Below are 25,232 nucleotides of genomic sequence, written 5' to 3'. Positions count from 1 at the left end.
TCAGCGCTTTGTGACTGCTCAGATTTTACTTGTCAGAGCGGCGGTGCATCAGCACGTCGCGTCATTTCCGACAATTTCGTGGCGCGTTTGGGGACCGCCGGCGCCGCCGTGGCAACCGCGAGGGGTGCCGACTGGATGTAGCTGATGACCTCGTCGTGGCTCATCAGACCGAACCGAACTTGCAGGTCGGGGTAGCTCAACCGGAAGTGATCGGCCACCAGGCGGAGCTCTTCCGCGTTGGGATAGTCGGCCTCTTTGATCCGCCGGTAGTACGTACTGCTCGACGTTCCGAGCGCACCGTAGATCTCCCTCGCTTCGACATCGCCGTCGAAGATGTAGTCGAGCAGCGCCTTGAGCTGTCTGCCGTTCTGGTCTGTTCGGGGCACTCTGCCACGATAGACCCTTCCCCCCTTTGGTTGCTAGCAACTGTTTTTGCGACACATAAGCCGTAATTGACATGGGCGTCACAGTTTCGGGAGCTATGTCCCAAATTTGGGAATCGTGTTGTAGTGTGCATCACATGACTGTTGCGTACGCCGGTGAGATCGATGCCGTTCTCCCTTCTGCTGCTGCGGCGACGATGCACGTCGCCGACTACGAGTTCGGCGGTTACGACACCGCCGGTACTGCGGTCGACATGCGGCGCCTCGAGGCCCCGCTGTCGCCGGTGATCACGGCCGAGCTCGAGGGCGCGGTCGAATACCTGGGAGTCGATGCCGAGGTGCTGCTGATCGCGGCGCTCGGCCGCGCGATCGAGCGCGTGATCGGACCCGGCCGAGCTGCTGTCGACGTCGCCGCAGCGAAGGAACGCTCCGGTGGCGGACTCGCCGTGATCCGCCGGGTCGAGGTCGACGCGGTCTCGGCATCGGACGTCGACGCCACCGCGATGGTGCAGACGGTGCGCGGCGCCCTGGCGGCCGCCACAGCCGACCCGAACGACGTTGCCGACGTGTTGCTCAGTTACGGCATGGCCGCGATCGACGGCGAGCACCCGGGCCCGGCGCACACGCTCGAGGTCCGCGCGTTCCACGCCGACGACGCCTTGCACGTCGACTGGTGGTACGCCCGGCATCAGTTCGAGCCCTACACCGTCGAGGAACTCGCCGAGCAGTTCTCCTACGCCGTCATCGAGCTCGCCTCGGAGGCCATGCCGGTCGCCGAGTGATACGGAGCCTCCCGCGCCCGTTAGAATCGCTGCATTCGCATCGATCCGGCCATCACCGGGGAGCATTCGGAAGAACGGCTGCGGCTCAGTAGAACCGAACGGGTAGGCCCGTCATCGCCTGTAGTTGAGCGGCGTACACGCGCGACCTTCCGGGGTCGGCTGTGCGCAAGCGGGGTGGTACCGCGGCGCTCGCGTCCAGACGCGAGATCGTCGTCCCCGTGCCTGGACTGAGCACCTGTTGGTGCTGACGGCACTGGAGACCCGACGTGAGCGCGTACCCCAAGACCGCAAGCGGCACACCGAACTTCCCCGACCTCGAAACCGAGGTCCTGGAGTTCTGGGCCCGCGACGACACCTTCCGCGCCAGCATCGCGCGCCGCGACGGCGCCCCCGAGTACGTCTTCTACGACGGTCCGCCGTTCGCCAACGGCCTGCCGCACTACGGCCATCTGCTGACCGGCTACGTCAAGGACATCGTTCCCCGTTACCGCACCATGCGCGGCTACAAGGTCGAGCGCCGCTTCGGCTGGGACACGCACGGCCTGCCCGCCGAGCTCGAGGTGCAGCGCCAGCTCGGCATCTCCGACAAGGCCCAGATCGAGGCCATGGGTATCGGCGCCTTCAACGACGCCTGCCGGGCCTCGGTCATGAAGTACTCGAACGAGTGGCAGTCCTACGTCACGCGCCAGGCCCGCTGGGTCGACTTCGACAACGACTACAAGACCCTGGATCTGACCTTCATGGAGTCGGTGATCTGGGCGTTCAAGCAGCTGTGGGACAAGGGCCTGGCCTATGAGGGCAACCGCGTGCTGCCGTACTGCTGGAATGACGAGACGCCGCTGTCCAACCACGAGCTGCGCATGGACGACGACGTCTACCAGAGCCGGCAGGACCCGGCGCTGACCGTCGGCTTCGTCGCGACGGACGGCCCGGTGGCCGGGGCCCGCCTGCTGGTCTGGACCACGACGCCGTGGACCCTGCCGTCCAACCAGGCGGTCGCCGTCAATCCCGAGGTCACCTACGTGCAGGTGGTGGGTCCCGACGAGCAGAACTACGTGCTGGCCGAGCCCCGGCTGGCCGCCTACGCCCGTGAGTTCGGCGAGGAGCCGGTGATCGTCGGCAGCTACCTCGGCGCCGAACTGCTGGGCACGCACTACCTGCCGCCGTTCGCGTTCTTCGTCGACAGCGACAAGGCGCAGAACGCCTTTCAGGTGCTGCAGGGTGATTTCGTCACCACCGAGGACGGCACCGGCATCGTGCACATGGCGCCGGCCTACGGCGAGGACGACAAGGCCACGTGTGACGCCGCCGGGATCGTGGCGGTCACGCCGGTGGACTCGACCGGGCGCTTCGACTCGACCGTGCCCGACTACCAGGGGCAGCAGGTCTTCGAGGCCAACCCGCAGATCATCAAGGACCTGAAGAACGGCACCGGCCCGGTCGCGGTCAATGCGCCGGTGCTGCTGCGCCACGAGACCTACGAGCACTCGTACCCGCACTGCTGGCGGTGCCGCAATCCGCTGATCTACCGCGCGGTGTCGTCGTGGTTCGTCAAGGTCACCGAGTTCCGGGACCGGATGGTCGAGCTCAACCAGCAGATCACCTGGTACCCCGAGCATGTGAAGGACGGCCAGTTCGGCAAGTGGCTGTCCAATGCCCGCGACTGGTCGATCTCGCGAAACCGCTACTGGGGCAGCCCGATTCCGGTGTGGAAGTCGGATGATCCGGCGTACCCGCGCATCGACGTCTACGGCAGCCTCGACGAGCTCGAGCGTGACTTCGGCGTCCGTCCGGACAATCTGCACCGCCCGTACATCGACGAGCTGACCCGGCCCAACCCCGACGACCCGACCGGCAAGTCGACCATGCGCCGCATCGAGGACGTCTTCGACGTCTGGTTCGACTCGGGCTCGATGCCCTACGCGCAGGTGCATTACCCGTTCGAGAACCAGGACTGGTTCGACGGTTCGGCGAGCGAAGAAGCCCATTTCCCGGGCGATTTCATCGTCGAGTACATCGGGCAGACGCGCGGCTGGTTCTACACCATGCACGTGCTGGCGACGGCGCTGTTCGACCGTCCGGCGTTCAAAACCTGTGTGGCACACGGCATCGTGCTCGGCAACGACGGCCAGAAGATGAGCAAGTCGCTGCGCAACTACCCGGACGTGTCCGAGGTGTTCGACCGCGACGGCTCGGACGCCATGCGCTGGTTCCTGATGGCCTCGCCGATCCTGCGCGGCGGCAACCTGATCGTCACCGAGCAGGGCATCCGCGACGGTGTCCGCCAGGTGCTGCTCCCGGTCTGGAATGCGTACTCCTTCCTGGCGTTGTACGCGCCGAAAAAGGGCACCTGGCGCACGGATTCGACGCATGTGCTGGACCGCTACATCCTGGCCAAGCTTGCCGACCTGCGGGACACCCTGACCGAATCGCTGGATGCCTGCGACATCTCGGGCGCCTGCGAGCAGCTGCGCCAGTTCGCCGAGGCGCTCACCAATTGGTATGTGCGACGGTCGCGTTCGCGGTTCTGGGAAGAGGACGCCGACGCCATCGACACGCTGCACACCGTGCTGGAGGTGACGTGCCGCCTGGCCGCGCCGCTGCTGCCGCTGGCTACCGAGAAGATGTGGCAGGGACTGACCGACGAGCGCTCGGTCCACCTGACCGACTGGCCCGAGGCCGGCGTGGTCCCGGCCGACCCAGAGCTGGTCGCTGCCATGGACCGCGTGCGCGAGGTGTGCTCGGCGGGCTCGTCGCTGCGCAAGGCCAAGAAGCTGCGCGTGCGCCTGCCGTTGCCGAAACTGACGGTGGCCGTGGACAACCCGGAGGCGTTGCGACCGTTCACCGATCTCATCGCCGACGAGCTCAACGTCAAGGCCGTCGAGCTGACCGATGACATCGACGCCTACGGCAAGTTCGAGCTGGCTGTCAACGCGCGCGTTGCGGGTCCGCGCATCGGTAAGGACGTGCAGGCCGCGATCAAGGCGGTCAAGGCCGGGGAGGGCGTCGTCAACCCCGACGGCACGCTGACCGCCGGGCCCGCCGTGCTGCTGCCTGCGGAGTACAGCTCGAAACTCGTTGCCGCGGAACCGGACTTCACCGCGGCGCTGCCCGAGGGTGCGGGTCTGGTGGTGCTCGACGCCACCGTCACCCCCGAGCTGGAAGCCGAGGGCTGGGCCAAGGACCGCATCCGCGAACTGCAGGACCTGCGCAAGTCCACGGGGCTGGACGTGTCCGACCGGATCACCGTGACGTTCGCGGTGCCGGCCGACAAGCGGGCGTGGGCCACCACGCATGCCGATCTGATCGCCGGCGAGATCCTGGCGACCGGGTTCACCGTCGTGGATGCGGGCGAGCTGGCCGACGGCGCCGACGTCGGTGACGGCGTCCGGGCCGCGATCGCCAAGGCCTGACGGTCCCGGCGCGGGTCAGCCGCTGACCCGCGCCGACTGTCCCTCGAAGGTCACGGTGTCGCCGGGGCGCAGCTGCCGTCCGCGCCGCGTCTCGACCTCGCCGTTGACGCGCACGAGCCCGTCGCCGATGACCGCCTTGGCGTCGGCTCCGCTGTCGATGAGATTGGCGAGTTTGAGGAACTGACCCAGCCGGATCGATTCGTCACGGATCGGCACGTCGTTCATGCCGAGAAGGGTAGCGACATAGCATTGGCCACTGTGGATCGCTGGGTCCTGCACCTGGACATGGATGCCTTCTTCGCGTCCGTCGAGCAGCTGACCCGGCCTACCCTGCGGGACCGCCCGGTGCTGGTCGGCGGGCTCGGTGGTCGTGGCGTGGTGGCCGGGGCCAGTTACCAGGCCCGCAGGTTCGGTGCCCGCTCGGCGATGCCCATGCATCAGGCCCGGCGGCTGGTCGGCGCGTCCGCCGTGGTGCTGCCGCCGCGCGGTGCGGTGTATTCGGTGGCCAGTCGACGGGCGCTCGACGCGGTGCGTGCCGTGGTGCCGGTGCTGGAGCAGTTGTCGTTCGACGAGGCCTTCGGTGAGCCGGCCGAACTGGTCGGTGCCGAGCCCGACGAGGTCCGGCGGTTCTGCGAAGACCTGCGGGCTGCCGTGCGGTCCGAGACGGGGTTGGTGGCCTCGGTCGGCGCCGGCTCGGGCAAGCAGGTCGCCAAGATCGCGTCGGGCCTGGCCAAGCCTGACGGGGTCCGGATCATCAGCGGCGACGAGCAGGGCTCGCTCTTGGCGGCGTTGCCGGTCCGGAAGTTGTGGGGGATCGGGCCGGTTGCCGAGGAGAAGCTGCACCGGCTGGGCATCGAGACGGTCGGCGCGCTGGCGGCGCTCAGCGATGCCGAAGCCGCCGACGTCCTCGGCGGGACTGTCGGCCCGGCGTTGCACCGGCTGGCGCGCGGCATCGATGACCGGCCGGTGGTCGAGCGTGCCGAGGCCAAACAGATCAGCGCGGAGTCCACGTTCCAGGTCGACCTGACCACCCTGGAGCAGTTGCGCGAGAAGATCGGGCCCATCGCCGAGCACGCGCACCGCCGGCTGCAGCGCGACGGGCGTGGTGCCCGCACCGTGACGGTGAAGCTGAAGAAGTCCGACATGAGTACCTTGACCCGTTCGGCGACGTTGCCGTACGCGACCACTGATCCGTCGACCCTGGCGGCGACGGCCCGCCGGCTGCTACTCGATCCTGTCGAGATTGGCCCGATTCGTCTTGTGGGCGTTGGGTTTTCGGGCCTGACGGATGCCCGTCAGGAGTCCTTGTTCCCGGAGCTCGAGCTGGCGGACGATGGCGAGGTCGCGACGTCGGCTGATCAGGCCGGGCCGCTGAGCGCCGCGCCGATCGAATCCCCGTGGCGCGTCGGCGACGACGTCCAGCATCCGGACCACGGCCACGGGTGGGTGCAGGGCGCCGGGCACGGTGTCATGACGGTGCGGTTCGAGACCCGGGCCAGCGGTCCCGGGGTGGCCCGCACCGTCGCGGCCGACGATCCGCGGATCACCCGCGCCGACCCCGTCGACAGCTTGGACTGGCAGGACTACCTGGCGCAGTTGCCGACCGACGACGGCGCGGCCTGACGCTAGTCCCGGTGGGGATGAAGGCCGCGGGCCGGAGTGTCCGCGTTGGCGGGCTTGCCTTCCGGTGTGAGGAGCGACAGCACGTCTACGCCGATGATCGGGGCGAGCGCGGTGCTCATGTTCACCGTGAGGTGGTGGCCGTCGCGGTAGACCAGGGTGTCCCCGATGATGCTTGGGCAGACGGTGTCGTTGCACAGGTAGTCGCTGTAATCGAGGTAGTCGAATGTGCGCCGGGAGGCCAGGTCGGTCTCGGCGCGGCGGACGGCCTGGTTCAGCGCCCGGTCGCGAGGCAGTGCGCAGCGCTGGGTGTCGTCGGGGTACAGGCCCAGACAGAAGGTGGGCGCCACCCCGATCGACGGGGTGTCGGCGAGCACCGCGACGCGCGATTGCGCCGGGAGTTCACTGATGGTGTCTGTCAGTGCCTTCCGCCAGTGCGCTGTCGGGTCGGCATCGTTCAGCAGGTAGCTGGAGCCCCAGGCGCCGAGAAGGATCAGCGCCGGTTTGGCCGTGGCAAGGCTGTCGAGCACGTTTTCGCGCCATTCGGCACACCGCGGGTAGGTGGTGATGTGGATATGGGCCGACGGGCAGTGGCTCTTGGTGCGGTTGTCGAGCCGGATCAGGCCCTGGTCGGCGAGGGCGGACAGGGCCGGATACCAGTGCGCCGCATGGGAATCGCCGAACAGGACGACGAGCGGCGCCTGCGGGTTGGACCCCACCGTGCAGCCGGCCGGGTCGGTGGCCCACTGGCCGCGGTGGCAGCCGTTCGCGTAGATGACCGGCTCACCGCCGGCACCGTCGGAGAGCTCCGGCGTGAGGTTGCTCGGCACATACGGAGTGCCGGCGGGCTTCACGCTCAGTGCCGCGTGAACCGCGGGGCGGCCGGCATCCCGCCGGGGGGACTGCACGACGGCGACGGTGAGCACCACGGCGCAGACGGCGGCCATGACGCCCGCGGTCGCGGTGAGTGTGCGGCGCGGGCGGGCCGCGTTGAGCCACGTCAGGTGCTGGCCCGGTTGCTCGACGTACCGGTAGAGCAGCCACGCCAACGGGACGCAGGCCGCGACGATCGCGACGCGCAGCCACATCGGCGAGGTGTGCATGTAGCCGGTGGCGGCGACGGGCAACACGAGCAGGGGCCAGTGCACGAGATACAGCGAGTACGAGATGTCACCGATCCAGGTGAGCGGCCGCAGGCTCAGGAGTGCCGCGGGACCCCAGCGCACGGGGCCGGCCGCGATCAGCAGCGCCGTGCCGAGCACCGGCACCGCCACCGCGTCGCCGGGGTACTCGGTGGCGGTGGAGAACAGCACGCCGCTGCCCACGATCGCCGCCAGCCCGGCCCAGCCGGCGACGGCGCCGATCCGGTCGCCGAAGACACGGCCGCGGGTCAGCAGGACGAGTGCGACGAGGCCGCCCACGCCGAACTCCCAGATCCGCGCGAACAGGATGAAGAACGCGTTCGGTTGCGAGAAACCGGTCAACCACACGCACAGCGCGAACGATGCCGCGACGACGGCGCCGATGGCCGCCACCCGGCGGGTGCGCAGCTTGAACAGCCCGAACAGCCCGACGAGCAATGCGGGCCACAGCAGGTAGAACTGTTCCTCCACGCCGAGAGACCAGTAGTGCATGAACAGCGACGGCGTCTTGTCCGCGAGGTAGTCGGTCGCGCGGTAGGCGAACAGGACGTTCGGCACGTAGAACGTCGCCGCGATGGCGTCCTTGACGACGTACCCGAACTGCAGGGGCGATACCCAGTAGGCGGCCGCGGCCACCGTGGCCACGACGACGGTCAGGGCGGCCGGCAGCAGCCGTCGAACCCGCCGGGCGTAGAACGCGCCGTACCGGATGTGCCCGCGCTGGTCGAGCTCGCTCAGCAGGTGCGTGCTGATCAGGAATCCGGAGATCACGAAGAAGACGTCGACGCCGACGTAGCCGCCGCCGAATCCGGGGATTTCCGCGTGGAACAGCACGACGAGGGCCACCGCGATCGCGCGCATGCCCTGAATGTCGAGACGTTTCTGCTGTTTGTGTCGGCTACCGAGCGCCGTCGATTCCACTGTGATCCCCCCGGGAGTTGGGCGTGGGGGAAATTATCATTGGGTCGTCAATTCGACGCGCGTCGAACGACAAGTCGTCCACTCAGTGGGACGGTTTCGCTAAACCCACTCAGCGAACAGGTCTGCGACCGGTATGTCGGCGGCGAGCGCCGCCATCAGCAATACCCGGGCCTGGGCGGCGCGCAACCCGCCCGCCGACACCGCCCCGGCGTCCAGCAATGCCCGTCCGGGACCGTAGCCCGATGTGACGCGCGCACCGGGCACCCGTGTCGCAATCGCCACCGCGACGCCGGCGGCGCACAGCCGCTGCACACCGGCGAGCACCTGCGACCCCGCATTGCCCGAACCGAGTGACTCGAGCACGAGTCCGCCGGCGCCGGCCGCGGCAAAGGCGTCCATGGCCACCGCGTCGCTGCCGGCATACGCCGCGACGATGTCCACCCGTGGTGTGGACGCCGCCGACAAGGCGCCGAGCCGGGGCCGCTGTTTGACCGCGCCGGGGACGAACGAGCCGTCGTCGACCGACCCGACGGCGGTGCCGAGCAAACCGTGCCCGGACTTGGTCAGGCCCAGGGGCTGCCACACCTGGCCGGCCATGCTGACCAGCACCCCGAGATCGCGAGCGGATGCACTGGCGGCCACCGTGATGGCGTCCCGCAGGTTGGCCGGGCCGTCGGCATCGGGTGCGTCGCTGCTGCGCATGGCGCCGGTCAGGACCACCGGCACGGCACCGTCGTACGTCATGTCGAGCCACAACGAGGTTTCTTCCATGGTGTCGGTGCCGTGCGTGACGACTATGCCGTCGGCATCACCGGCAGCCCGTACCGCGGCGCCGATCCGGTCCCAGTCGGCCGGGGTCAGCTCGGAGCTGTCGACCGACATGAGGTCGACGGTGTCGACCTGGACGCCGGCGCCCAGGTCGTGGACCAGGTCGGTGGCGCTGCGTGTCGGCCGGGCTATTCCGTGTTGGTCGGTGCTGGTGGCGATGGTGCCTCCGGTGGCGATCACGACGACGCGAGTCATGGGCGAAATTGTTCCTCACGGCGTCTTTGGGATGATGGGGGAGTGACTGATGAATCCACGGAGCCTGACGCGACCTCGGGCACCGGGCCGGAGACGGCGGAGAAGGCCGAATCGCCGGTGACGGCCCCGCCGCAGGCCCAGCCCGTCGCGCGGCGGCTGCGGCTGTTGCTGATGGTCGCGGCGCTGGTGCTGGGGCTGGATGTGTTGACCAAGGTGCTGGCGGTGAAGCTGCTGGTGCCCGGTCAGCCGGTCGAGATCATCGGCGACACCATCACCTGGACGCTGGTCCGCAATTCCGGGGCGGCCTTCTCGATGGCGACCGGTTACACCTGGGTGCTGACGTTGATCGCCACCGGCGTGGTGCTGGGCATCATCTGGATGGGGCGGCGGCTGGTCTCGCTGTGGTGGGCGCTGGGCCTGGGAATGATCCTCGGCGGCGCGGTGGGCAACCTGATGGACCGGTTCTTCCGTTCGCCGGGGCCGTTGCGCGGGCACGTGGTCGATTTCCTCTCGGTCGGCTGGTGGCCGGTGTTCAACGTCGCCGATTCCGCGGTGGTGTGTGGCGCCGTGTTGCTGGTCGGGCTGTCGATGTTCGGCATCGATTTCGACACCGAGGGCAAGCAGTCGCCGGCCGGGGATTCCGCGGAAGCCACTGATACGCAACAGGATTCGTCGGCAGAGCCGGAACCGGCCGCCGCGGCCGCCGACGACGCTGACACCGGCCGATGAGTAGCCGTTCGATGCCGGTCCCCGAAGGACTGGCCGGGATGCGGGTGGACGCTGGCCTGGCTCGCCTGCTGGGGTTGTCGCGCACCGCGGTCGCCACGATCGCCGAAGACGGCGGGGTCGATATCGACGGCGCGCCGGCGGCGAAATCGGACAAGCTGGTGGCGGGTTCCTGGCTGGAGGTTCGGTTGCCGGAGGCGCCGGCGCCGGTGGAGAACACCCCGCAGGAGATCGAGGGCATGGCGATCCTCTACTCCGACGACGACATCGTCGCCGTGGACAAGCCGGCCGGGGTCGCGGCACACGCCTCGTTGGGCTGGACCGGCCCGACGGTCCTCGGAGGCCTGGCCGCGGCCGGCTTCCGGATCAGCACGTCGGGCATCCATGAGCGGCAGGGCATCGTGCACCGTCTCGATGCCGGCACGTCCGGCGTCATGGTGGTGGCGTTGTCCGAGCGGGCGTACACGGTGCTCAAGCGGGCGTTCAAGCACCGCACCGTCGACAAGCGCTACCACGCGCTGGTGCAGGGCCACCCGGATCCGTCGAGCGGCACCATCGACGCACCGATCGGCCGGGCCCGGGGCAACGACTGGAAGTTCGCCGTCACCGAGGGCGGCCGGCACAGCATCACGCACTACGACACCATCGAGGCGTTCGTGGCGGCAAGCCTGCTCGATGTGCATCTGGAGACCGGCCGGACCCACCAGATTCGGGTGCATTTCTCCGCGCTGCACCACCCGTGTTGCGGCGACCTGACCTACGGTGCCGATCCGACGCTGGCGAAGAAGCTGGGGCTCGAGCGGCAGTGGCTGCATGCGCGCTCGCTGGGGTTCGCCCATCCGGCCGACGGCCGGTGGATCGAGATCACCAGTGAGTACCCGGCGGAATTGCAGCACGCTCTGGATGTGTTGCATCGGCAGTGACCACTACCGCGACGGCCACTTCGAAACAGAACCGGGGATTGCTGCTCGGGCTCGGCGCGTACGGCTCGTGGGGTCTGTTTCCCGCGTTCTTCCCGCTGTTGAAGCCGGCGAGTGCCTTCGAGGTGCTGGCCCACCGCATCGTGTGGACCGTGCTGCTGATGTTCGTGGTGCTGGCCGTCGGCCGCCGCCTCGGTGACCTGCGCCGGCTGTCGGGCCGCACCTGGGGTCTGCTGGTGTGCGCGTCGGCGTTGATCTCGCTGAACTGGGGCATCTACATCTACGCGGTCAACAACGGCCACGTCGTCGACGCGGCACTGGGCTACTTCATCAATCCGCTGGTGAGTGTGGCGCTGGGCGTCGCGCTGTTCGGCGAGCGGCTCAATCGCGCGCAGGCGGCGGCGCTGGCCATCGCCATGGTCGCGGTGGTGGTGCTGGCGGTGCAGGCCGGTGAAATCCCGGTGATCGGCCTCGGCGTGGCGGTGTCGTTCGGGGTGTACGGCGCGGTCAAGAAGGTGGTGCGCGCCGACCCGCGGGTCAGTGTCGGTGTCGAGGCCGGGGTGGCCGCCCCGTTCGCGGTGGCCTATCTCGTCGTACTCGCGGTTGCGGGGCAGGCGACGGTTCCCGCACTGGGCGCGGGCCACACGCTCCTGATGATGTTGTGCGGCCCGGTGACGGCGCTGCCGCTGTTGATGTTTGCCGGTGCGGCGCAACGGCTTCCGTTGGTCACGATGGGTCTGCTGCAGTATCTGACGCCGGCGCTGCAGATGGCGTGGGGTGTCGTCGTCGGCCATGAGCCCATGCCGGTCGGCCGGTGGGCCGGCTTCGTCCTGATCTGGCTGGCGCTCGCGGTGTTCACCGGTGACGCGGTGGTGCGCAGTCGTCGGGCGCCGGCGCCGGATGCCCCGGAGAAGGATCCGGTCGCGACGTAGGCGGCGCTAGGACGCCGCGGCGTGGCGGAATTCGTAGGGCAGGGGTTCGGCGGTACCCGGGTCGCTGACCGGGCGGCCACCGACGAAACTGCGCAGCGTATTGCGGAGCTGGTCCAGGTGGGTGCGCGCCGTGACGATGCGGCGACTGACGGATGTCGCGTCGCCGAGCATGGTGTCGAGATAGTCGTTGATGGCGGCAGGCTGGTCCGCCGGCAGGTCGAAGCCTCCCGGTTTGAGGGTGCGGAGTGCCTTCTCGGTCGACCCGCTCGAAACGGCCAGCGGGACGGCGCCTTCGGTCGCGCCCACGATCAACGCATGAATCCGGTCGCTGGCGACGATGGCCGATTCCCGGTGCAGCGCGCGCACCTTCTTCTCCCACTCGGCGTGCGACTCCTCGCCGAACAGCAGCGGTTCGGTGCCCGGATGCAGCACCCAGGCGAGGTTCTCCATCGCCTCGCGATCACGCCGGACCTGGCTGTACACCTGGATGCGCAGCCCACGGGACTTGGCGATGTCCCGCAGGAGGCGAATCTTGTTCTCGTCGAGCGGGTCCCGGTTCCCGCGCGTGGTGACGGCGAGGATCGTGCGTTCGCCGGCCGGGGTGCCCAGGCCTTCGCGCAGGGGGTCGGGGCCTTCCCCGAACGCCCAGTCGGGCGCGACGTCGCCGATGCCGAACGCGGCGGCCGTTCGGGGATCTCGCCAGGCGACGAGCGACATCTTGCGCCGGGCGTAGCGCTCCATCGGCGGCGCGGTGACGGCGGCGTCCGACGACATCCGGACCCCGGCGCCGACCTGGACGGTGGTGCCGCCGCGGGGTCGTGACAGCAGCGCACAGATCGCCGTCCACCAACCCCAGAAGCGTCCGGCGCGTTCGGGCAGGACCAGTTCGCCCGCCGGCATCACCATGAGGGTCCGGCCGGTCAGTGCGCTCGTGGCGTAGCGGCTGAACCAGCCGATCGCGGTGTCGTGCACCACTTCGTCACCGCGCAGCTGCAGCGCCGTGAGGTAGCGCTCGTCATTCGTATCCGGCATCAGCTTGCGGCCCACGTGGACGTGCACCCGGGCGTCGTCGATTCCGTGAAAAGTCCGGAGCAGGCCGCGTCTGAGGATGGAGTCGCCGATGTTGTCGCTCTGTCCCCAGGTGGATAGAAAAACGCGTGCCAATCCACTGCCCCCTTCGACATCCCCGGTACCGGAAATTTCTCGTCCCTGTGAGGATGTCCAGGACACTAACAGGTAGCTACCAGCTTCGGAGACCAGACGGGACGCCTATTTGGTGTTAGCTGGCCGCAGGCGGATCGGCGCCGGCGGCACCGCCGCAATTGACGAATCCGTCGATTCGTGTCGTGAGCGGGGGTGATGCCGGGGACTCGACCGCGAGCCGGCGTCAGCGGCCGCTGAACACCTGACGAATGCCCGCCAGCTGCGCCGCGTTGTCCGGGTGGATGAAGATGAAGTTGTTCACATAGTCGGGCGAGCGTTTTCCGCCGACCGACTTCGCGGCCTCGGGCCGTTGCAATGCCGCGGTGTCGAATTCGGCCACGTGCCGGAGCGCGCCGCGGTGCAGGAAGTAGCCCTGGTATCCCATGGTGTCGAAAAACGCGAAGGTCTGTGCGACGCCCCCGGCGTTATGCCGTTCCTCGCATTCGACGATGCACGTCGGCTTCGCTGTTTGCAGAGTTCGCACGCCGCCGCGGAGAACGGCCGATTCGTGGCCTTCCACATCGATCTTGAGCACGCCGAGCCGGTTCAGACCGAGCTCGTCGATGGTCGTGGTCGGCACGGTGATGGTGCGCAGATCGAAACCCGGATTGGCGTCTTCCTGTAATGAACTCCTGGTGAGGACATCACGGCCGCGGCGGGTGGGGATATGAAATGTCGTCTCACCAATTCGGTCGGACAATGCCACCGGCAGAACCCGATTATCCGGCTTGATGATCCGGCGCAAGCTGGACGCCATGACCGGATGCGCTTCTACGGCAATTACTTTGCGGAAGCGGTTCAGTGCGTAGTACGAATAGACGCCCGCATTCGCGCCGACATCGAGAAAATCGTGGCTTGAATCCTTGAGTACCGCAAGGAGTCTGAGCTCGGGCTCACCTTTGCGCAACTCCCAGTTGACGAGTTGGCGGGCGCGGAGTGCTGATGCGGAGAACATATTTGCTATTCGTTGCATTCCTTGACGGGATCGAGAACGTGTTTCAGTGGCCGTAGGTGCGGTCGCGGAAGACCGCTGCGGTGCGGGCGGCGGCCTCGCGCCAGTTGCTGTAGTTGCCCGCCCAGTTGCGCATCGACTCGCGGTCGACGCTGCGGGCCTTCTCGCGTGCCTCGGCGAGGCCCGCGGCCAGTCCGTCGACTCCGAGCTCGATCGGGTACAGGCGTTGCCCACCGGCCAGGTCGACGAGGTGGTTGACCTCGGGGCCGATCACGGGGCAGCCCATGCTCAGTGCCAGCAGCGCGCTGCCCGAGGTGAAGAAGCCGCGGTGGGCGATGACGGCGCCGTCGGCCGCGGCGAAGTACAGCGGAACCTCTGACTTCGGAATGCGTTTGGCGCACACGAGGATTCGCGGGTCTTCCCGCGCGAGGGCGAGATCCGCCGAGACGTCACCCTGTGGATTGCCGGCCAGGATCAGCCGGTCCTGGTCTCTGGCGACCTTCTGGAAGGCGTGGATGATGTCGCTGATGCCCTTGTAGGGGCGCAGCAATCCGAAGGACAGTGCGACGAAGCCGTCGGCGGGCAGGCCGAGTTTGGCGCGCGCCTCCAGCTGTGACGGCGGTGCCGGATGTGAGTCGATGTAGTGCGGGTGCCGAACCACGGTGCACGGTCCCGTGTAGCCGAATTCCCGCGCGAGCGTCTCCTGGGCGCTGGGGAAGTGGATGAACACGTGGTCGACGAGCGCGAGCAGGTCCTTGCGGATGCTGCGGCCCAGGTCGGGGTGCGGATCATCGTGTGGCACGAGGTTGTGCGCCGTCCAGGCGATGCGCACGCCGCGCCGTTTCAGTATTTGCAATTGCCGGTTGAATGCCGCGGCCCGCGCTTCGTATATCCACCGCACGTGGCTGGTGTGCGCTTCGGTGGACCAATGCAGGTGCAGCCAATCGCCACTGTGCAGTCGCGCGGATTCGATACTCAGAATATGTGGCGCGGAAACTTCCAGGCCTTCCGCGCGTAACCCATCGATCATGTTGGGCAAATAGGGGTTGTCCAACCAGTGTGGCCATACCGCGACCCGAATCGGGTTTGTTTCCTTGGCGGCAGGGGCATCAAGAGTTGGCTGTGCAGGCCGGGTGAGCGAACGCGCCATGCAGCGGACTCTACAGTTACCCGCCGCAAATCTGCCATATATGTGGGAATTACCGGGACGCCCGGGAATTTCGTTTGTTTACCAATGCAAACGGCCGTCCCAACTCCGGCCGGACTTCAAGAGATTGCGTGGTCGGAGGGGGTTTTGGGCCGCAATTCTGACGTCGACAACAATTGCGTTGCCTCGCATATCTCTGGCAAATAACGGTTCGCATGGTCAATTGTCGTGGACGCCGCCGACCGGCAATCACGTGCCGCGAAATGGTGTGCATTTCGAGCCTGTAATCGGCACAATCGCATTTGCGGCACCGTCACAGCAACGTCATAGGAACCGGATTGACGTCCGGCGGCGTCGATCGAGCAAAGGGTGGCGCGGCATGCTCGGATTCCAGGACCTGGCGGCGGCCGCAACGCCGCCAGCCGCGCGCGCCACCGTCGGGACGGCCGGACCTCAGTTCGCGGCGTCTCACCGAAGCCCCGGCGGCACAGTGTGGTGTACTTAGCTGCGACGGCTGCTGCTCTCGAATAATCCCGGGTCCGTGCGTCCCGACCGTGCGTGGAGCGCGCTGAAATGATCGACCGGCGACCCCTCGGGTGGCCGGAAAGTAACTGCGACGACGTGGAGTTCGGCTATATGAGATTGAGCGTGATTGGAACGGGCTATCTGGGTGCCGTTCACGCCGCTTGCATGGCACATATCGGGCACGAGGTCGTCGCGTACGACACCGACGCGTCGAAGATCGCCGCCTTGTCGGCCGGTACCTCGCCGTTCTACGAGCCCGGGTTCGACGAACTGCTCGCCACGGTGCTCGCCACCGGCCGGCTGCGTTTCACCCAGTCGGTGCAGGAAGCGGTGTCCGGCGCCTCGGTGCACTTCGTCTGTGTCGGTACCCCGCAGATGGCCGGCTCCGACGCCGCGAACATCGAGTACGTCAACAGCGCCTTCCGCGCGGTGGCCGCCAACGCCGACTGTGCGGGGCTCGTCGTCGGTAAGTCGACCGTTCCCGTCGGCACGGCCCAGCGCCTTGCCGACGAGGTGGCGAAGACCTCGACGGATCTCGAAGTGGCGTGGAATCCGGAGTTCCTCCGCGAGGGCAAGGCCATCGAGGACACGTTGCAGCCCGACCGCCTGGTGTTCGGGGTCACCTCCGAGTACGCCGAGAAGACGCTGCAAGAGGTGTACGGCTCCCTGCTCGACGGCGGCACGCCCTATCTGACGGCGGACCTCCCGACGTCCGAACTGGTGAAGGTCGCAGCCAATGCTTTTCTGGCGACCAAGATTTCGTTCATCAACGCCATGGCCGAGGTGTGCGAGATCGTCGACGCCGACGTCACGGTGCTCAGCCGCGCGCTCGGGTACGACGACCGCATCGGCAAGCGCTTCCTGAACGCGGGCCTGGGCTTCGGCGGCGGCTGCCTGCCCAAGGACATCCGGGCGTTCAGCGCCCGGGCCGGCGAGCTGGGCGCCTCGGACGCGCTGCGGTTCCTGCACGAGGTCGACAAGATCAACCTGCGCCGCCGGGAGAAGGCCGTGTCGGTCGCGCGTGCGGTCGTCGGTGGGGAGTTCCTCGGCCAGAGCATCGCCGTCCTGGGTGCCGCGTTCAAGCCCAACAGCGACGACGTCCGTGACTCGCCGGCGCTGAACGTGGCTGCCGCGATGCACTTGAAGGGCGCCGACGTCCGCGTCCACGATCCGAAGGCGATCGACAACGCCAAGGCCCGGTTCCCGACGCTCGGCTACTTCGACAGCGCCGAGGAGGCCTGCCGGAACGCGGATCTCATCGTGCTGGCGACGGAGTGGGACGAGTACACCAACATCGACCCGGAGGCGTTCCGCTCGGTGGTGAAGGAGCCACGCCTGCTGGACACCCGGAACGTCATCGACCGCGAGAGCTGGTCGCGGGCCGGGTGGCAGGTGTACTCCCTCGGTCGTGGCGGACTGCACGTCTAGTAGAGGAGATTGATCCATGGCGGGTCAGACGATCGACGTGATCATTCCGGTCCGCGACATGGCCGATCACCTTCCGGGCCTGTTGCGGCCGTTGCTCGATCAGCTGTCCGACGGTGACCGGGTCACCGTCGTCGACGACGCATCGGTCGACGAGACCGCGGCGGTCGCGCGCTCGTTGGGCGCGCGCGTCGTGACGCTGACGAACAGCCGGGGTCCGTACTACGCGCGCCAGGTCGCCGCGAGCCGGTCGGACGCCGACATCCTGCTCTTCATCGACGGCCGCTGCCGGCCGCTGCCCGGTCTGCTCGACGCGCACCGAGCGCTGCAGGCACAGCCGGGAGTTGCGTTGTCCTGCACCAACGTTCGCACGTTGTCGGGGCCGACGGTGGCTGCCCGGATGGCGGCAAAGATGCAGCCGTTCATGCTGCCCCGCGGCGGCGGCGCGATGAAGGCCGTCGTCGGCATGGTGCCGCCACGACCCGACTACTACCCGACCTGCAATCTCGGTATCGACCGGATCGCATTCGAGAAGGTGGACGGGTTCCGGGCGATGCGCGGTGGCGGCGATCTCGATATCTGCTGGCGGATCCAGGACCAGTCGCTCGGCACCATCGCCACCGACACGCGGGTGCTGATGGAGTGGGAGCCGCGGACGGCAATCCGCGATCTGGCCAGCCAGTGGAAGCGCTACGGCAACAGCAACGCGTACATCCGCTGGGCGCACCGCAATGACTCGGTCAGCAAGGGCACCCATGCGCCCGCACGTGTCTCACCCGCGGAAGCGTGGACGACGATGCGTGCCGAGCTGCGCCGCCCGGTGTCGGAGCTGGCGGCGACCGCGATCCTCGGAATCGCTTTCCAGTACGGCTATTTCGCGGCGCAGCTGAAGCGCAAGGAGTTCGAGATGCCGGTGCATTTCGACGTGTCCCGGGACACGGACTAGGCCTGGGCCCAGTCCGGCGGGCTCAGCCGTCGACCTTGCCGCCCTCGACTGCCGCGCGGTACGAACGCACCGCCAGCGGCACGACGACTGCCGCGATCACCACGAGCCAGAGCGTCGCCACGGCGAGGGGCTGCCAGAACGCACCGCCGTTCGACAGAGCCCGCATGGCGGCGGCCGCCGGTGCGATCGGCTGGTAGTCGGCGATCGGGCGCAGCGCGGCCGGAATCTTCGCCGGCGGGATCAGCGTCGCGAACGCCAGGCCCATGCACGCGGTGTTGGTCCAGGTGAGGATCATCCGGCCCTGGGGTCGCAGGGCCAGCGTGATCACGATGGTGGCGAACACCACCACGATGGCGACGGGGATCAACAGATAGACCACCAGCGCGATCCAGCTGCCCGAGAACCGGAAGCCCATCAGGTAACCGGCCGCCACCACGAATGCCGATGCGGCAAAGGTGCGCAGCGCCTCGGCGAGCAGCGCGCCGGTCAGGGGAGACGTCCGCCGGACCGGCATGATCCACAGCCGCGTCAGCAGACCGCTGTCGCGGTCGTGGGGCACGGCCAGACCGGCGCCGATGGCGCCCGACATGGCACCGGCCAGCGTGCACACGGGGATCAGGACATCCAGTCCGCTGTTGCCGGTGAGGCGGACCATCGACTTGCCGACCAGGATGCCGTAGATGAGCAGCAGCAGGGTCGGGAACACCAGGGCCTGCACGGGCACCATCGGGTACCGGCGCCACTGGATGAACAGCCGGCTCGCGAATATCCAGCTCTCGGTGAGGCGCGAATGTTGGTGCTGTTTGGTCGGATTCACGATGAGCGCTCCTGAAGTCGAACCGCGACAGCGCCGAAGACGACCAACAGCCCGACGGTCCACGCGATGCTGGCGCCGAGGATGCCCGTGTCGATGTGACCGCTGGTGAATCCGCGCAGCGCGTCGGTGATCAGCGAAACCGGTTGGTAGCGCACGAAAGAATGCAGCCACGTGGGAAACGCCTCGACGGGCGCCAGGCCGGTCGACAGCATCACCAGGAACAGCTGGGGGATCAGCAGCAGCTGGCTGGCCACTTCGGCACGTCCGGCCTTGGAGCCGGTGGCGTCGGCGCCGAAGGACACGGCCAGGGTCAACGTCAGCGCCAGCACGATGAAGGCGGCCGCATAGCCGAAACCTGTCGTCAGGCGGAATCCGAACAGGTACGCGGCCAGCACCGAGGCGACCAATGCCAGTAGTCCGCGGATCAGGCAGTAGGCCATGCGGGCCAGGAACGGCGCATAGGGAGAGATGGGGAGCGTGCGCATGCGGGCGCCGAGTCCGCTGGCCTTCTCCCCGGCGGCCCGGTCGGTCGTGGTCAGGGCGCCGAACAACATCGCCTGGACGACGACCGCGGGCAGGATGTACTGCACGTAGCTCATGTCGCCGGTGGCGATGACGTCACCGAGCATGAAGGTGAGGCCGATCAGCGTGGATACCGGCACCAGTACGGCGAAGACGAGGTCCAGCCAGCCCTTGCGGAGGATGCGGGCCGTCAGGAGTCCGAACGCCGTCACTTCGACTTGACCGGGGTGGTGAGGTGGAGGAACACCTCGTCGAGTGAGGGGCGGCGCAGAGAGATGTCGATGAGTTCGACGCCGATCTCGTCCATCCGGCGGAAGACCTCGGTCAGGGTCGCGACGCCGCCCGGCGCCGGTACCGACACCGTCGTCGCGTCGGTGTCGACCTCGATCTCGTCGAAGTCCGCCAGGGCCGTCGCGATGCGCGGCAGGTCATCCGGGTTGAGGGGCGTCATCTCGCAGTAGCTCGAGCCCGTCTGGCGCTTGAGCTCGTCGGCCGTCCCGCGGGCGACGATCTGCCCGCCGTTGAGGATGACGATGGAATCGCTGAGGATGTCGGCTTCCTCCAGGTACTGCGTCGTCAGCAGGACCGTGATGCCCTGGGCCTTCATCGAGGACACCAGATTCCAGACGTCGCGGCGGCTGCGCGGGTCGAGGCCGGTGGTCGGCTCATCGAGGAACAGCACCTTCGGCGGGACGACGAGCGAGACCGCGATGTCGATCCGGCGGCGCATACCGCCGGAGTACCCGCTCACCTGACGGTCCGCGGCGTGTCCCATGTCGAATTGGGTGATCAGTTCGTCGGCCCGGCTGCGGGCTTCGCCGCGCCGCAGGCCGCGCAGGCGTCCGAACAGGACGAGGTTCTCCCGTCCGGTCAGCCGGAGGTCGAGGGCGGCGTCCTGTCCGGTGACGCCGATGGACTGCCGGACCTTCGCGGGTTCCTTTGCCACGTCGTAGCCGGCGACGATGGCCTGGCCCGAGCTCGGCTTGAGCAAGGTGGACAGGATCTTGACCGTCGTCGTCTTGCCGGCGCCGTTGTGTCCCAGCAACGCACACACAGAGCCCGTGGGGACGGAAAAGCTCACGTCGCGGAGTGCGGGAACGGACCCGCCAAAAGTCTTGGCGACGTTAATGAGCTCGATCACGGACTCATACGATACAGAGAGCGACCGGGCATTCAATTCGCACAGCGCCCGCCGCGATGTGGACATCATCACTATGTGTCGCCGGGCGAGGGCCGCATCCGGGCCGCGATTCGGTTGCCGAATCTCTACGTCGGCGACAAATTTTCGGGCAAATGAATAGCGGTACTCGTTGCCGCCGCGGAATGTGTCGCCGCTCGACCGCCGGACACGACGCCGTCTGTGCCGGTCACCGGACTGAATCGACCACGCGGGCGGGTCGCACGGGGCAAGCCGGTCGGCGGTTGGCGAGGTTGCGGTTGACCACGTATCAGCTATGTCTTAGAGTTTGCTGAATTCGTAAATATCCCTTTCTGTGCGAGGACGTGGCATGGTGCATCTCGATGTTCTCCCAGTGAAGGCAACACGCCGTCGGGGTCGCCCGGCGGGCACCGATTCGGCACAGACCCGGGCGCGCATCCTGGGCGCCGCACGCGAGGTGATCGCGGTCCGTGGCTACCACGCCACCACCATCCAGGCCATCGCCGAGATCGCCGAGTTGAGCCGCCCTACGCTGCATTACCACTTCCAGACGCGCGAGGACATCTACCACTGCCTGCTGAACGAGATCGCCACGACGATCGACCTCTGCATCGCCCGTGCCGGCGCGGAATCCACTCTTCCAGCACAGATTTCGGTGCTCGTCACCGAATTCCGCAACGCCGGTGTCCATGAACCGGGCAGTGTGGCGCTGCTGGTCAGTTCGTATCTGGAGGCCGACCGGCTACCGGCGCCGCGCCGGGACGCGAAGGCCGCCGTCCGCAAATTCATGGACCAGGCTGTGCGGGACGCCGTCGCGCGCGGCGAGTTGCCTGCCGGGACGGCTGTGGCCCCTGTTGCCGACCTGCTGTACACCATGGTGTGGGGGCTCGGGTTCTATGCCGGGCTGGTGGCCGACCGGGATCGTGTCGAGGCGGTAACTAAGCAACTGCAACAGGTGTTGTACAAGGGGTTGCTGGTGGGTTCCGTGGCAACGGCAGCCGGGCCCGCCGGAGAGCCCGCGCCCGCGGCCGCCACGGCGTCGTCGTAGTCCCGCCGACGACACAGAGCCCGACACGCCGAGACGTGTCGGTGGCCCGTTTTAGACTGGCAGCCCTATGAGCCAGTTCGTGCACCTCCACAATCACACCGAGTACTCGATGCTGGACGGTGCTGCGAAGGTCAAGCCGATGGTGCAGGAAGCCATCCGGCTGGGCATGCCGGCAATCGGCATGACCGACCACGGAAACATGTTCGGCGCCAGCGAGTTCTACAACACCGCCACCAAAGAGGGCATCAAGCCGATCATCGGCATCGAGGCGTACATCGCGCCCGCGTCGCGCTTCAACACCAAGCGCATCACCTGGGGTGACCCGAGCCAGAAGAGCGACGACGTCTCGGGTAGTGGTTCGTACACCCACATGACGATGGTCGCGGAGAACGCGACCGGTCTGCGCAACCTGTTCAAGCTGTCGTCGCTGGCGTCGTTCGAAGGTCAGCTCGGCAAGTGGTCCCGCATGGACGCGGAGATCATCGCCGAGCACTCCGCGGGCATCATCGCCACCACCGGCTGCCCGTCGGGTGAGGTGCAGACGCGGCTGCGCCTCGGGCACGAGCAGGAAGCCATCGAGGCCGCGGCCAAGTGGCAGGACATCTTCGGCAAGGAGAACTTCTTCCTCGAGCTGATGGACCACGGCATCGAGATCGAGCGCCGGGTCCGCGAGGGCCTGCTGGACATCGGCAAGAAGCTCGGCATCCCTCCGCTGGCCACCAACGACTGCCACTACGTCACCCGTGAGGCCTCGCACAACCACGAGGCGCTGCTGTGTATCCAGACCGGCAAGACGCTGTCCGACCCGACGCGGTTCAAGTTCGACGGTGACGGCTACTACCTCAAGTCGGCCGCGGACATGCGGGCCATGTGGGACCACCAGGTACCCGGTGCCTGCGATTCGACGTTGCTGATCGCCGAGCGCGTCGAGTCCTACGCCGACGTCTGGAAGTTCCACGACCGGATGCCGATCTTCCCGGTGCCCGAGGGCGAGACGCAGGCCACGTGGCTGCGTAAAGAGGTGCTGCGTGGCCTGGACCGGCGTTTCCCGGCCGGCCCGCCGCAGGAGTACCTCGACCGCGCCGAGTACGAGATCAGCGTCATCGTGCAGATGGGCTTCCCGGCGTACTTCCTCGTCGTCGGTGACCTCATCAGCCACGCGCGCGAAGTCGGTATCTGGGTGGGCCCGGGCCGAGGTTCGGCGGCCGGTTCGCTCGTCGCCTGGGCGATGGGCATCACCAACATCGACCCCATCCCGCACGGTCTGCTGTTCGAGCGCTTCCTCAACCCCGAGCGCGTGTCGATGCCCGATATCGATATCGACTTCGACGACCGCCGCCGCGGTGAGATGGTGCGCTACGCCAGCGAGAAGTGGGGCAGTGACCGCGTCGCCCAGGTCATCACCTTCGGTACCATCAAAACCAAAGCGGCGCTGAAGGATTCGGCCCGCGTCCACTACGGGCAGCCGGGCTTCGCCATCGCCGACCGGATCACCAAGGCGCTGCCGCCGCCGATCATGGCCAAGGACATCTCGGTGGCGGGCATCACCGACCCCAACCACGAGCGGTACAAGGAAGCCGCCGAGGTCCGTGCGCTGATCGACACCGACCCGGACGTGCGCACCATCTACGAGACTGCCCGCGGCCTGGAGGGCCTGGTCCGTAACGCCGGCGTGCACGCCTGTGCGGTGATCATGAGCTCCGAGCCGCTCATCGATGCCATCCCGATGTGGAAGCGCGCCCAGGACGGCGCCATCATCACCGGCTGGGACTACCCGTCGTGTGAGGCCATCGGTCTGCTGAAGATGGACTTCCTGGGTCTGCGCAACCTCACCGTCATCGGTGACGCCCTGGAGAACATCAAGGCCAACCGCGGCATCGATCTGGACCTCGACCACCTGAGCCTGGACGACCCGAAAACCTACGAGCTGCTGGCGCGCGGCGACACGCTCGGGGTGTTCCAGCTCGACGGTTCCGCGATGCGCGATCTGCTGAAACTGATGCGGCCGACGGGCTTCGAGGACATCGTGGCCGTCCTGGCGCTGTACCGGCCGGGTCCGATGGGTGTGGATGCGCACACCGACTACGCCAAGCGTAAGAACGGGCTGCAGGAGATCAAGCCGATCCACCCGGAGCTCGAAGAGCCGCTGCGCGACATCCTTTCCGAGACTTACGGTTTGATCGTCTACCAAGAGCAGATCATGCACATCGCGCAGAAGGTGGCGGGCTACTCGCTCGGCCAAGCAGACCTGCTGCGTCGCGCGATGGGTAAGAAGAAGAAGGAAATCCTCGACGAGGCCTACGGCGGGTTCGCCGACGGCATGAAGCAGAACGGCTTCTCGCAGGCGGCGATCACCGCGCTCTGGGACACGGTGCTGCCGTTCGCCGGCTACGCGTTCAACAAGTCGCACGCTGCCGGGTACGGCCTGGTGTCGTTCTGGACCGCCTACCTCAAGGCCAACTATCCGGCCGAGTACATGGCGGGTCTGCTGACCTCGGTCGGTGACGACAAGGACAAGGCCGCGATATACCTGGCGGATTGCCGCCGCCTGGGCATCACCGTGCTGCCGCCGGACGTCAACGAGTCGGTGCACAACTTCGCGTCGGTCGGCAAGGACATCCGCTACGGGCTTGGCGGTGTGCGCAACGTCGGCGCCAACGTGGTGCAGTCCATCATCGCGGCCCGCACCGACAAGGGGAAATACACCGATTTCTCCGACTACCTCAGCAAGATCGACATCACGGCCTGCAACAAGCGGGTCACCGAATCTCTGGTCAAGGCAGGCGCTTTCGACTCGCTGGGCCACGCCCGCAAGGGCCTGTTCCTGGTGCACGCCGACGCGGTCGACTCGGTGCTCGGCACCAAGAAGGCCGAGGCCATGGGCCAGTTCGACCTGTTCGGCGGCGGTGACGCCGGGGATGCCGGCGATGCGGCCTTCACCATCAAGGTGCCCGACGACGAGTGGGACGACAAGCACAAGCTCGCCCTGGAGCGAGAGATGCTGGGCCTGTACGTATCCGGCCATCCGCTCAACGGTGTCGCGCACCTGCTCACCGCGCAGGTGGACACCCAGATTCCGGCCATCCTCGAGGGTGCTGTCGCCAACGACTCGCAGGTCCGCATCGGCGGCATTCTGGCGGGCGTGGTACGACGGGTCAACAAGCAGGGATTGCCCTGGGCCTCAGCCCAATTGGAAGACCTCAACGGTTCGGTGACGGTGAACTTCTTCCCGAAGACCTACGCCGTGTTCGGTGCCGACATCATGGACGACGCCATCGTGCTGGTGAGCGGCAAGGCCCGGGTCGAGGACGAGCGGGTCTCGATCTTCGCCAGTGACCTTGTGGTGCCGGACTTTTCGAATGCGCAGGCCGACCGTCCGCTCGCGGTGAGCCTGCCGACCCGGCAGTGCACCCCGGAGAAGGTCAGCGCGCTCAAGCAGGTGCTGGCCCACCACCCGGGCACCTCTCAGGTGCATCTGCGGCTCATCAGTGGGGACCGGATCACCACCCTGGAACTGGACCAGACGCTGCGCGTGACACCGTCGTCGGCGTTGATGGGTGACTTGAAGGCGCTGCTGGGTCCGGGCTGTCTCGGAGGTTAGCTGGAACCATCCCGAGGTGGGCCCG

Annotated in this window: 20 protein-coding genes; 10 read left to right on the top strand and 10 right to left on the bottom strand. The window is 67.5% G+C overall.

The window, feature by feature from the left end; genetic code table 11:
- Nucleotides 1-32 precede the first annotated feature (32 nt).
- A complete protein-coding gene (locus tag BR47_RS0121035; RefSeq protein ID WP_029120701.1) occupies nt 33-386 on the bottom strand; it encodes a hypothetical protein in 354 nt (117 codons plus the stop codon).
- Nucleotides 387-520: 134 nt separating this feature from the next.
- Between BR47_RS0121035 and BR47_RS31055 the strand changes: the two genes are divergently transcribed.
- Complete coding sequence (locus BR47_RS31055) at nt 521-1,165, top strand: hypothetical protein (protein WP_141772253.1); 645 nt, start codon at nt 521-523, stop codon at nt 1,163-1,165.
- 266 nt (nt 1,166-1,431) lie between these two features.
- On the top strand, nt 1,432-4,578 hold the full coding sequence (ileS, locus tag BR47_RS0121025) for an isoleucine--tRNA ligase (protein ID WP_029120700.1): 3,147 nt from the start codon (nt 1,432-1,434) through the stop codon (nt 4,576-4,578).
- 15 nt (nt 4,579-4,593) lie between these two features.
- On the opposite strand, the gene BR47_RS0121020 is transcribed toward ileS, so the two are convergent.
- On the bottom strand, nt 4,594-4,803 hold the full coding sequence (locus tag BR47_RS0121020; RefSeq protein ID WP_029120699.1) for an RNA-binding S4 domain-containing protein: 210 nt from the start codon (nt 4,801-4,803) through the stop codon (nt 4,594-4,596).
- Nucleotides 4,804-4,863: 60 nt separating this feature from the next.
- Here BR47_RS0121020 and BR47_RS0121015 point away from each other — a divergent pair, with 60 nt between their 5' ends.
- Nucleotides 4,864-6,201: a DNA polymerase IV gene (locus BR47_RS0121015; RefSeq protein ID WP_051128446.1), complete on the top strand. Its 1,338-nt coding sequence runs from the start codon at nt 4,864-4,866 to the stop codon at nt 6,199-6,201.
- A gap of 2 nt (nt 6,202-6,203) precedes the next feature.
- On the opposite strand, the gene BR47_RS31050 is transcribed toward BR47_RS0121015, so the two are convergent.
- Nucleotides 6,204-8,201 (bottom strand): acyltransferase family protein, encoded by a 1,998-nt coding sequence (locus tag BR47_RS31050; protein WP_051634922.1) that lies wholly within the window; start codon nt 8,199-8,201, stop codon nt 6,204-6,206.
- A gap of 159 nt (nt 8,202-8,360) precedes the next feature.
- Nucleotides 8,361-9,284, bottom strand: a complete 924-nt coding sequence (locus tag BR47_RS0121005) for an asparaginase (RefSeq protein ID WP_029120698.1) — start codon at nt 9,282-9,284, stop codon at nt 8,361-8,363.
- A 117-nt stretch (nt 9,285-9,401) separates the two neighbouring features.
- On the opposite strand from BR47_RS0121005, the gene lspA reads away from it, so the two are divergent.
- Genes lspA through rarD form a run of 3 tightly spaced genes read left to right on the top strand, consistent with a single transcriptional unit; the run spans nt 9,402 to nt 11,862 of the window.
- A complete protein-coding gene (gene lspA, locus BR47_RS0121000; protein WP_231506748.1) occupies nt 9,402-10,013 on the top strand; it encodes a signal peptidase II in 612 nt (203 codons plus the stop codon).
- Complete coding sequence (locus BR47_RS0120995; protein ID WP_029105011.1) at nt 10,010-10,933, top strand: RluA family pseudouridine synthase; 924 nt, start codon at nt 10,010-10,012, stop codon at nt 10,931-10,933. Before lspA ends, BR47_RS0120995 begins: the two co-directional genes overlap by 4 nt.
- Nucleotides 10,930-11,862 carry an EamA family transporter RarD gene (rarD, locus tag BR47_RS0120990; RefSeq protein ID WP_029120696.1) on the top strand — a complete coding sequence of 311 codons (933 nt, stop codon included), beginning with the start codon at nt 10,930-10,932 and terminating at the stop codon, nt 11,860-11,862. The genes BR47_RS0120995 and rarD overlap by 4 nt, the downstream gene beginning before the upstream one ends.
- A 6-nt stretch (nt 11,863-11,868) precedes the next feature.
- Here rarD and BR47_RS0120985 read toward each other — a convergent pair whose 3' ends face one another.
- The 3 genes from BR47_RS0120985 to BR47_RS0120975 all read right to left on the bottom strand — a co-directional run bounded on the left by BR47_RS0120985 (nt 11,869) and on the right by BR47_RS0120975 (nt 14,918).
- Entirely contained in the window at nt 11,869-13,026 is a 1,158-nt protein-coding gene (locus BR47_RS0120985) for a polysaccharide pyruvyl transferase family protein (protein WP_141772252.1), read from the bottom strand.
- Between the two features lie 223 nt (nt 13,027-13,249).
- Nucleotides 13,250-14,020, bottom strand: coding sequence for an FkbM family methyltransferase (locus BR47_RS32200; protein ID WP_051634921.1), 771 nt, complete (start codon nt 14,018-14,020; stop codon nt 13,250-13,252).
- A gap of 43 nt (nt 14,021-14,063) precedes the next feature.
- Nucleotides 14,064-14,918, bottom strand: a complete 855-nt coding sequence (locus tag BR47_RS0120975; RefSeq protein ID WP_165605960.1) for a glycosyltransferase — start codon at nt 14,916-14,918, stop codon at nt 14,064-14,066.
- Nucleotides 14,919-15,800: 882 nt separating this feature from the next.
- Between BR47_RS0120975 and BR47_RS0120970 the strand changes: the two genes are divergently transcribed.
- Together BR47_RS0120970 and BR47_RS0120965 are read left to right on the top strand one after the other, a co-directional pair.
- Nucleotides 15,801-17,117 carry a UDP-glucose dehydrogenase family protein gene (locus BR47_RS0120970; RefSeq protein WP_029105009.1) on the top strand — a complete coding sequence of 439 codons (1,317 nt, stop codon included), beginning with the start codon at nt 15,801-15,803 and terminating at the stop codon, nt 17,115-17,117.
- Between the two features lie 16 nt (nt 17,118-17,133).
- Entirely contained in the window at nt 17,134-18,060 is a 927-nt protein-coding gene (locus BR47_RS0120965; RefSeq protein WP_029105008.1) for a glycosyltransferase family 2 protein, read from the top strand.
- A gap of 22 nt (nt 18,061-18,082) precedes the next feature.
- Here the strand turns inward: BR47_RS0120965 and BR47_RS0120960 are convergent, their stop codons facing one another.
- From BR47_RS0120960 to BR47_RS0120950, 3 genes are read right to left on the bottom strand one after another with little or no spacing between them, the layout of a single operon-like run.
- Nucleotides 18,083-18,877 carry an ABC transporter permease gene (locus tag BR47_RS0120960; protein WP_029105007.1) on the bottom strand — a complete coding sequence of 265 codons (795 nt, stop codon included), beginning with the start codon at nt 18,875-18,877 and terminating at the stop codon, nt 18,083-18,085.
- Complete coding sequence (locus tag BR47_RS0120955) at nt 18,874-19,611, bottom strand: ABC transporter permease (RefSeq protein WP_029105006.1); 738 nt, start codon at nt 19,609-19,611, stop codon at nt 18,874-18,876. Before BR47_RS0120955 ends, BR47_RS0120960 begins: the two co-directional genes overlap by 4 nt.
- Nucleotides 19,608-20,540 (bottom strand): daunorubicin resistance protein DrrA family ABC transporter ATP-binding protein, encoded by a 933-nt coding sequence (locus BR47_RS0120950; RefSeq protein WP_029120693.1) that lies wholly within the window; start codon nt 20,538-20,540, stop codon nt 19,608-19,610. Before BR47_RS0120950 ends, BR47_RS0120955 begins: the two co-directional genes overlap by 4 nt.
- 391 nt (nt 20,541-20,931) lie before the next feature.
- On the opposite strand from BR47_RS0120950, the gene BR47_RS31040 reads away from it, so the two are divergent.
- Together BR47_RS31040 and dnaE are read left to right on the top strand one after the other, a co-directional pair.
- Nucleotides 20,932-21,606 (top strand): TetR/AcrR family transcriptional regulator, encoded by a 675-nt coding sequence (locus BR47_RS31040; protein WP_177127397.1) that lies wholly within the window; start codon nt 20,932-20,934, stop codon nt 21,604-21,606.
- A 67-nt stretch (nt 21,607-21,673) separates the two neighbouring features.
- A complete protein-coding gene (gene dnaE / locus BR47_RS0120940; protein ID WP_029120692.1) occupies nt 21,674-25,207 on the top strand; it encodes a DNA polymerase III subunit alpha in 3,534 nt (1,177 codons plus the stop codon).
- Nucleotides 25,208-25,232: the final 25 nt, after the last annotated feature.

The sequence above is a fragment of the Mycobacterium sp. UNC410CL29Cvi84 genome (genome assembly GCF_000686745.1).
Lineage (GTDB): Bacteria > Actinomycetota > Actinomycetes > Mycobacteriales > Mycobacteriaceae > Mycobacterium > Mycobacterium mucogenicum_B.
This window is presented reverse-complemented; position numbering and strand designations above follow the sequence as displayed.

What these genes read in the sequence shown, in the direction of transcription:
- BR47_RS31055 (WP_141772253.1), top strand. Translation starts at nt 521, where the DNA reads ATGACTGTTGCGTACGCCGGTGAGATCGATGCCGTTCTCCCTTCTGCT.
- BR47_RS0121020 (WP_029120699.1), bottom strand. Translation starts at nt 4,803, where the DNA reads ATGAACGACGTGCCGATCCGTGACGAATCGATCCGGCTGGGTCAGTTC.
- BR47_RS0121015 (WP_051128446.1), top strand. Translation starts at nt 4,864, where the DNA reads ATGGATGCCTTCTTCGCGTCCGTCGAGCAGCTGACCCGGCCTACCCTG.
- BR47_RS31050 (WP_051634922.1), bottom strand. Translation starts at nt 8,201, where the DNA reads ATGCGCGCGATCGCGGTGGCCCTCGTCGTGCTGTTCCACGCGGAAATC.
- BR47_RS0121005 (WP_029120698.1), bottom strand. Translation starts at nt 9,284, where the DNA reads ATGACTCGCGTCGTCGTGATCGCCACCGGAGGCACCATCGCCACCAGC.
- BR47_RS0120995 (WP_029105011.1), top strand. Translation starts at nt 10,010, where the DNA reads ATGAGTAGCCGTTCGATGCCGGTCCCCGAAGGACTGGCCGGGATGCGG.
- BR47_RS32200 (WP_051634921.1), bottom strand. Translation starts at nt 14,020, where the DNA reads ATGTTCTCCGCATCAGCACTCCGCGCCCGCCAACTCGTCAACTGGGAG.
- BR47_RS0120970 (WP_029105009.1), top strand. Translation starts at nt 15,801, where the DNA reads ATGAGATTGAGCGTGATTGGAACGGGCTATCTGGGTGCCGTTCACGCC.
- BR47_RS0120965 (WP_029105008.1), top strand. Translation starts at nt 17,134, where the DNA reads ATGGCGGGTCAGACGATCGACGTGATCATTCCGGTCCGCGACATGGCC.
- dnaE (WP_029120692.1), top strand. Translation starts at nt 21,674, where the DNA reads ATGAGCCAGTTCGTGCACCTCCACAATCACACCGAGTACTCGATGCTG.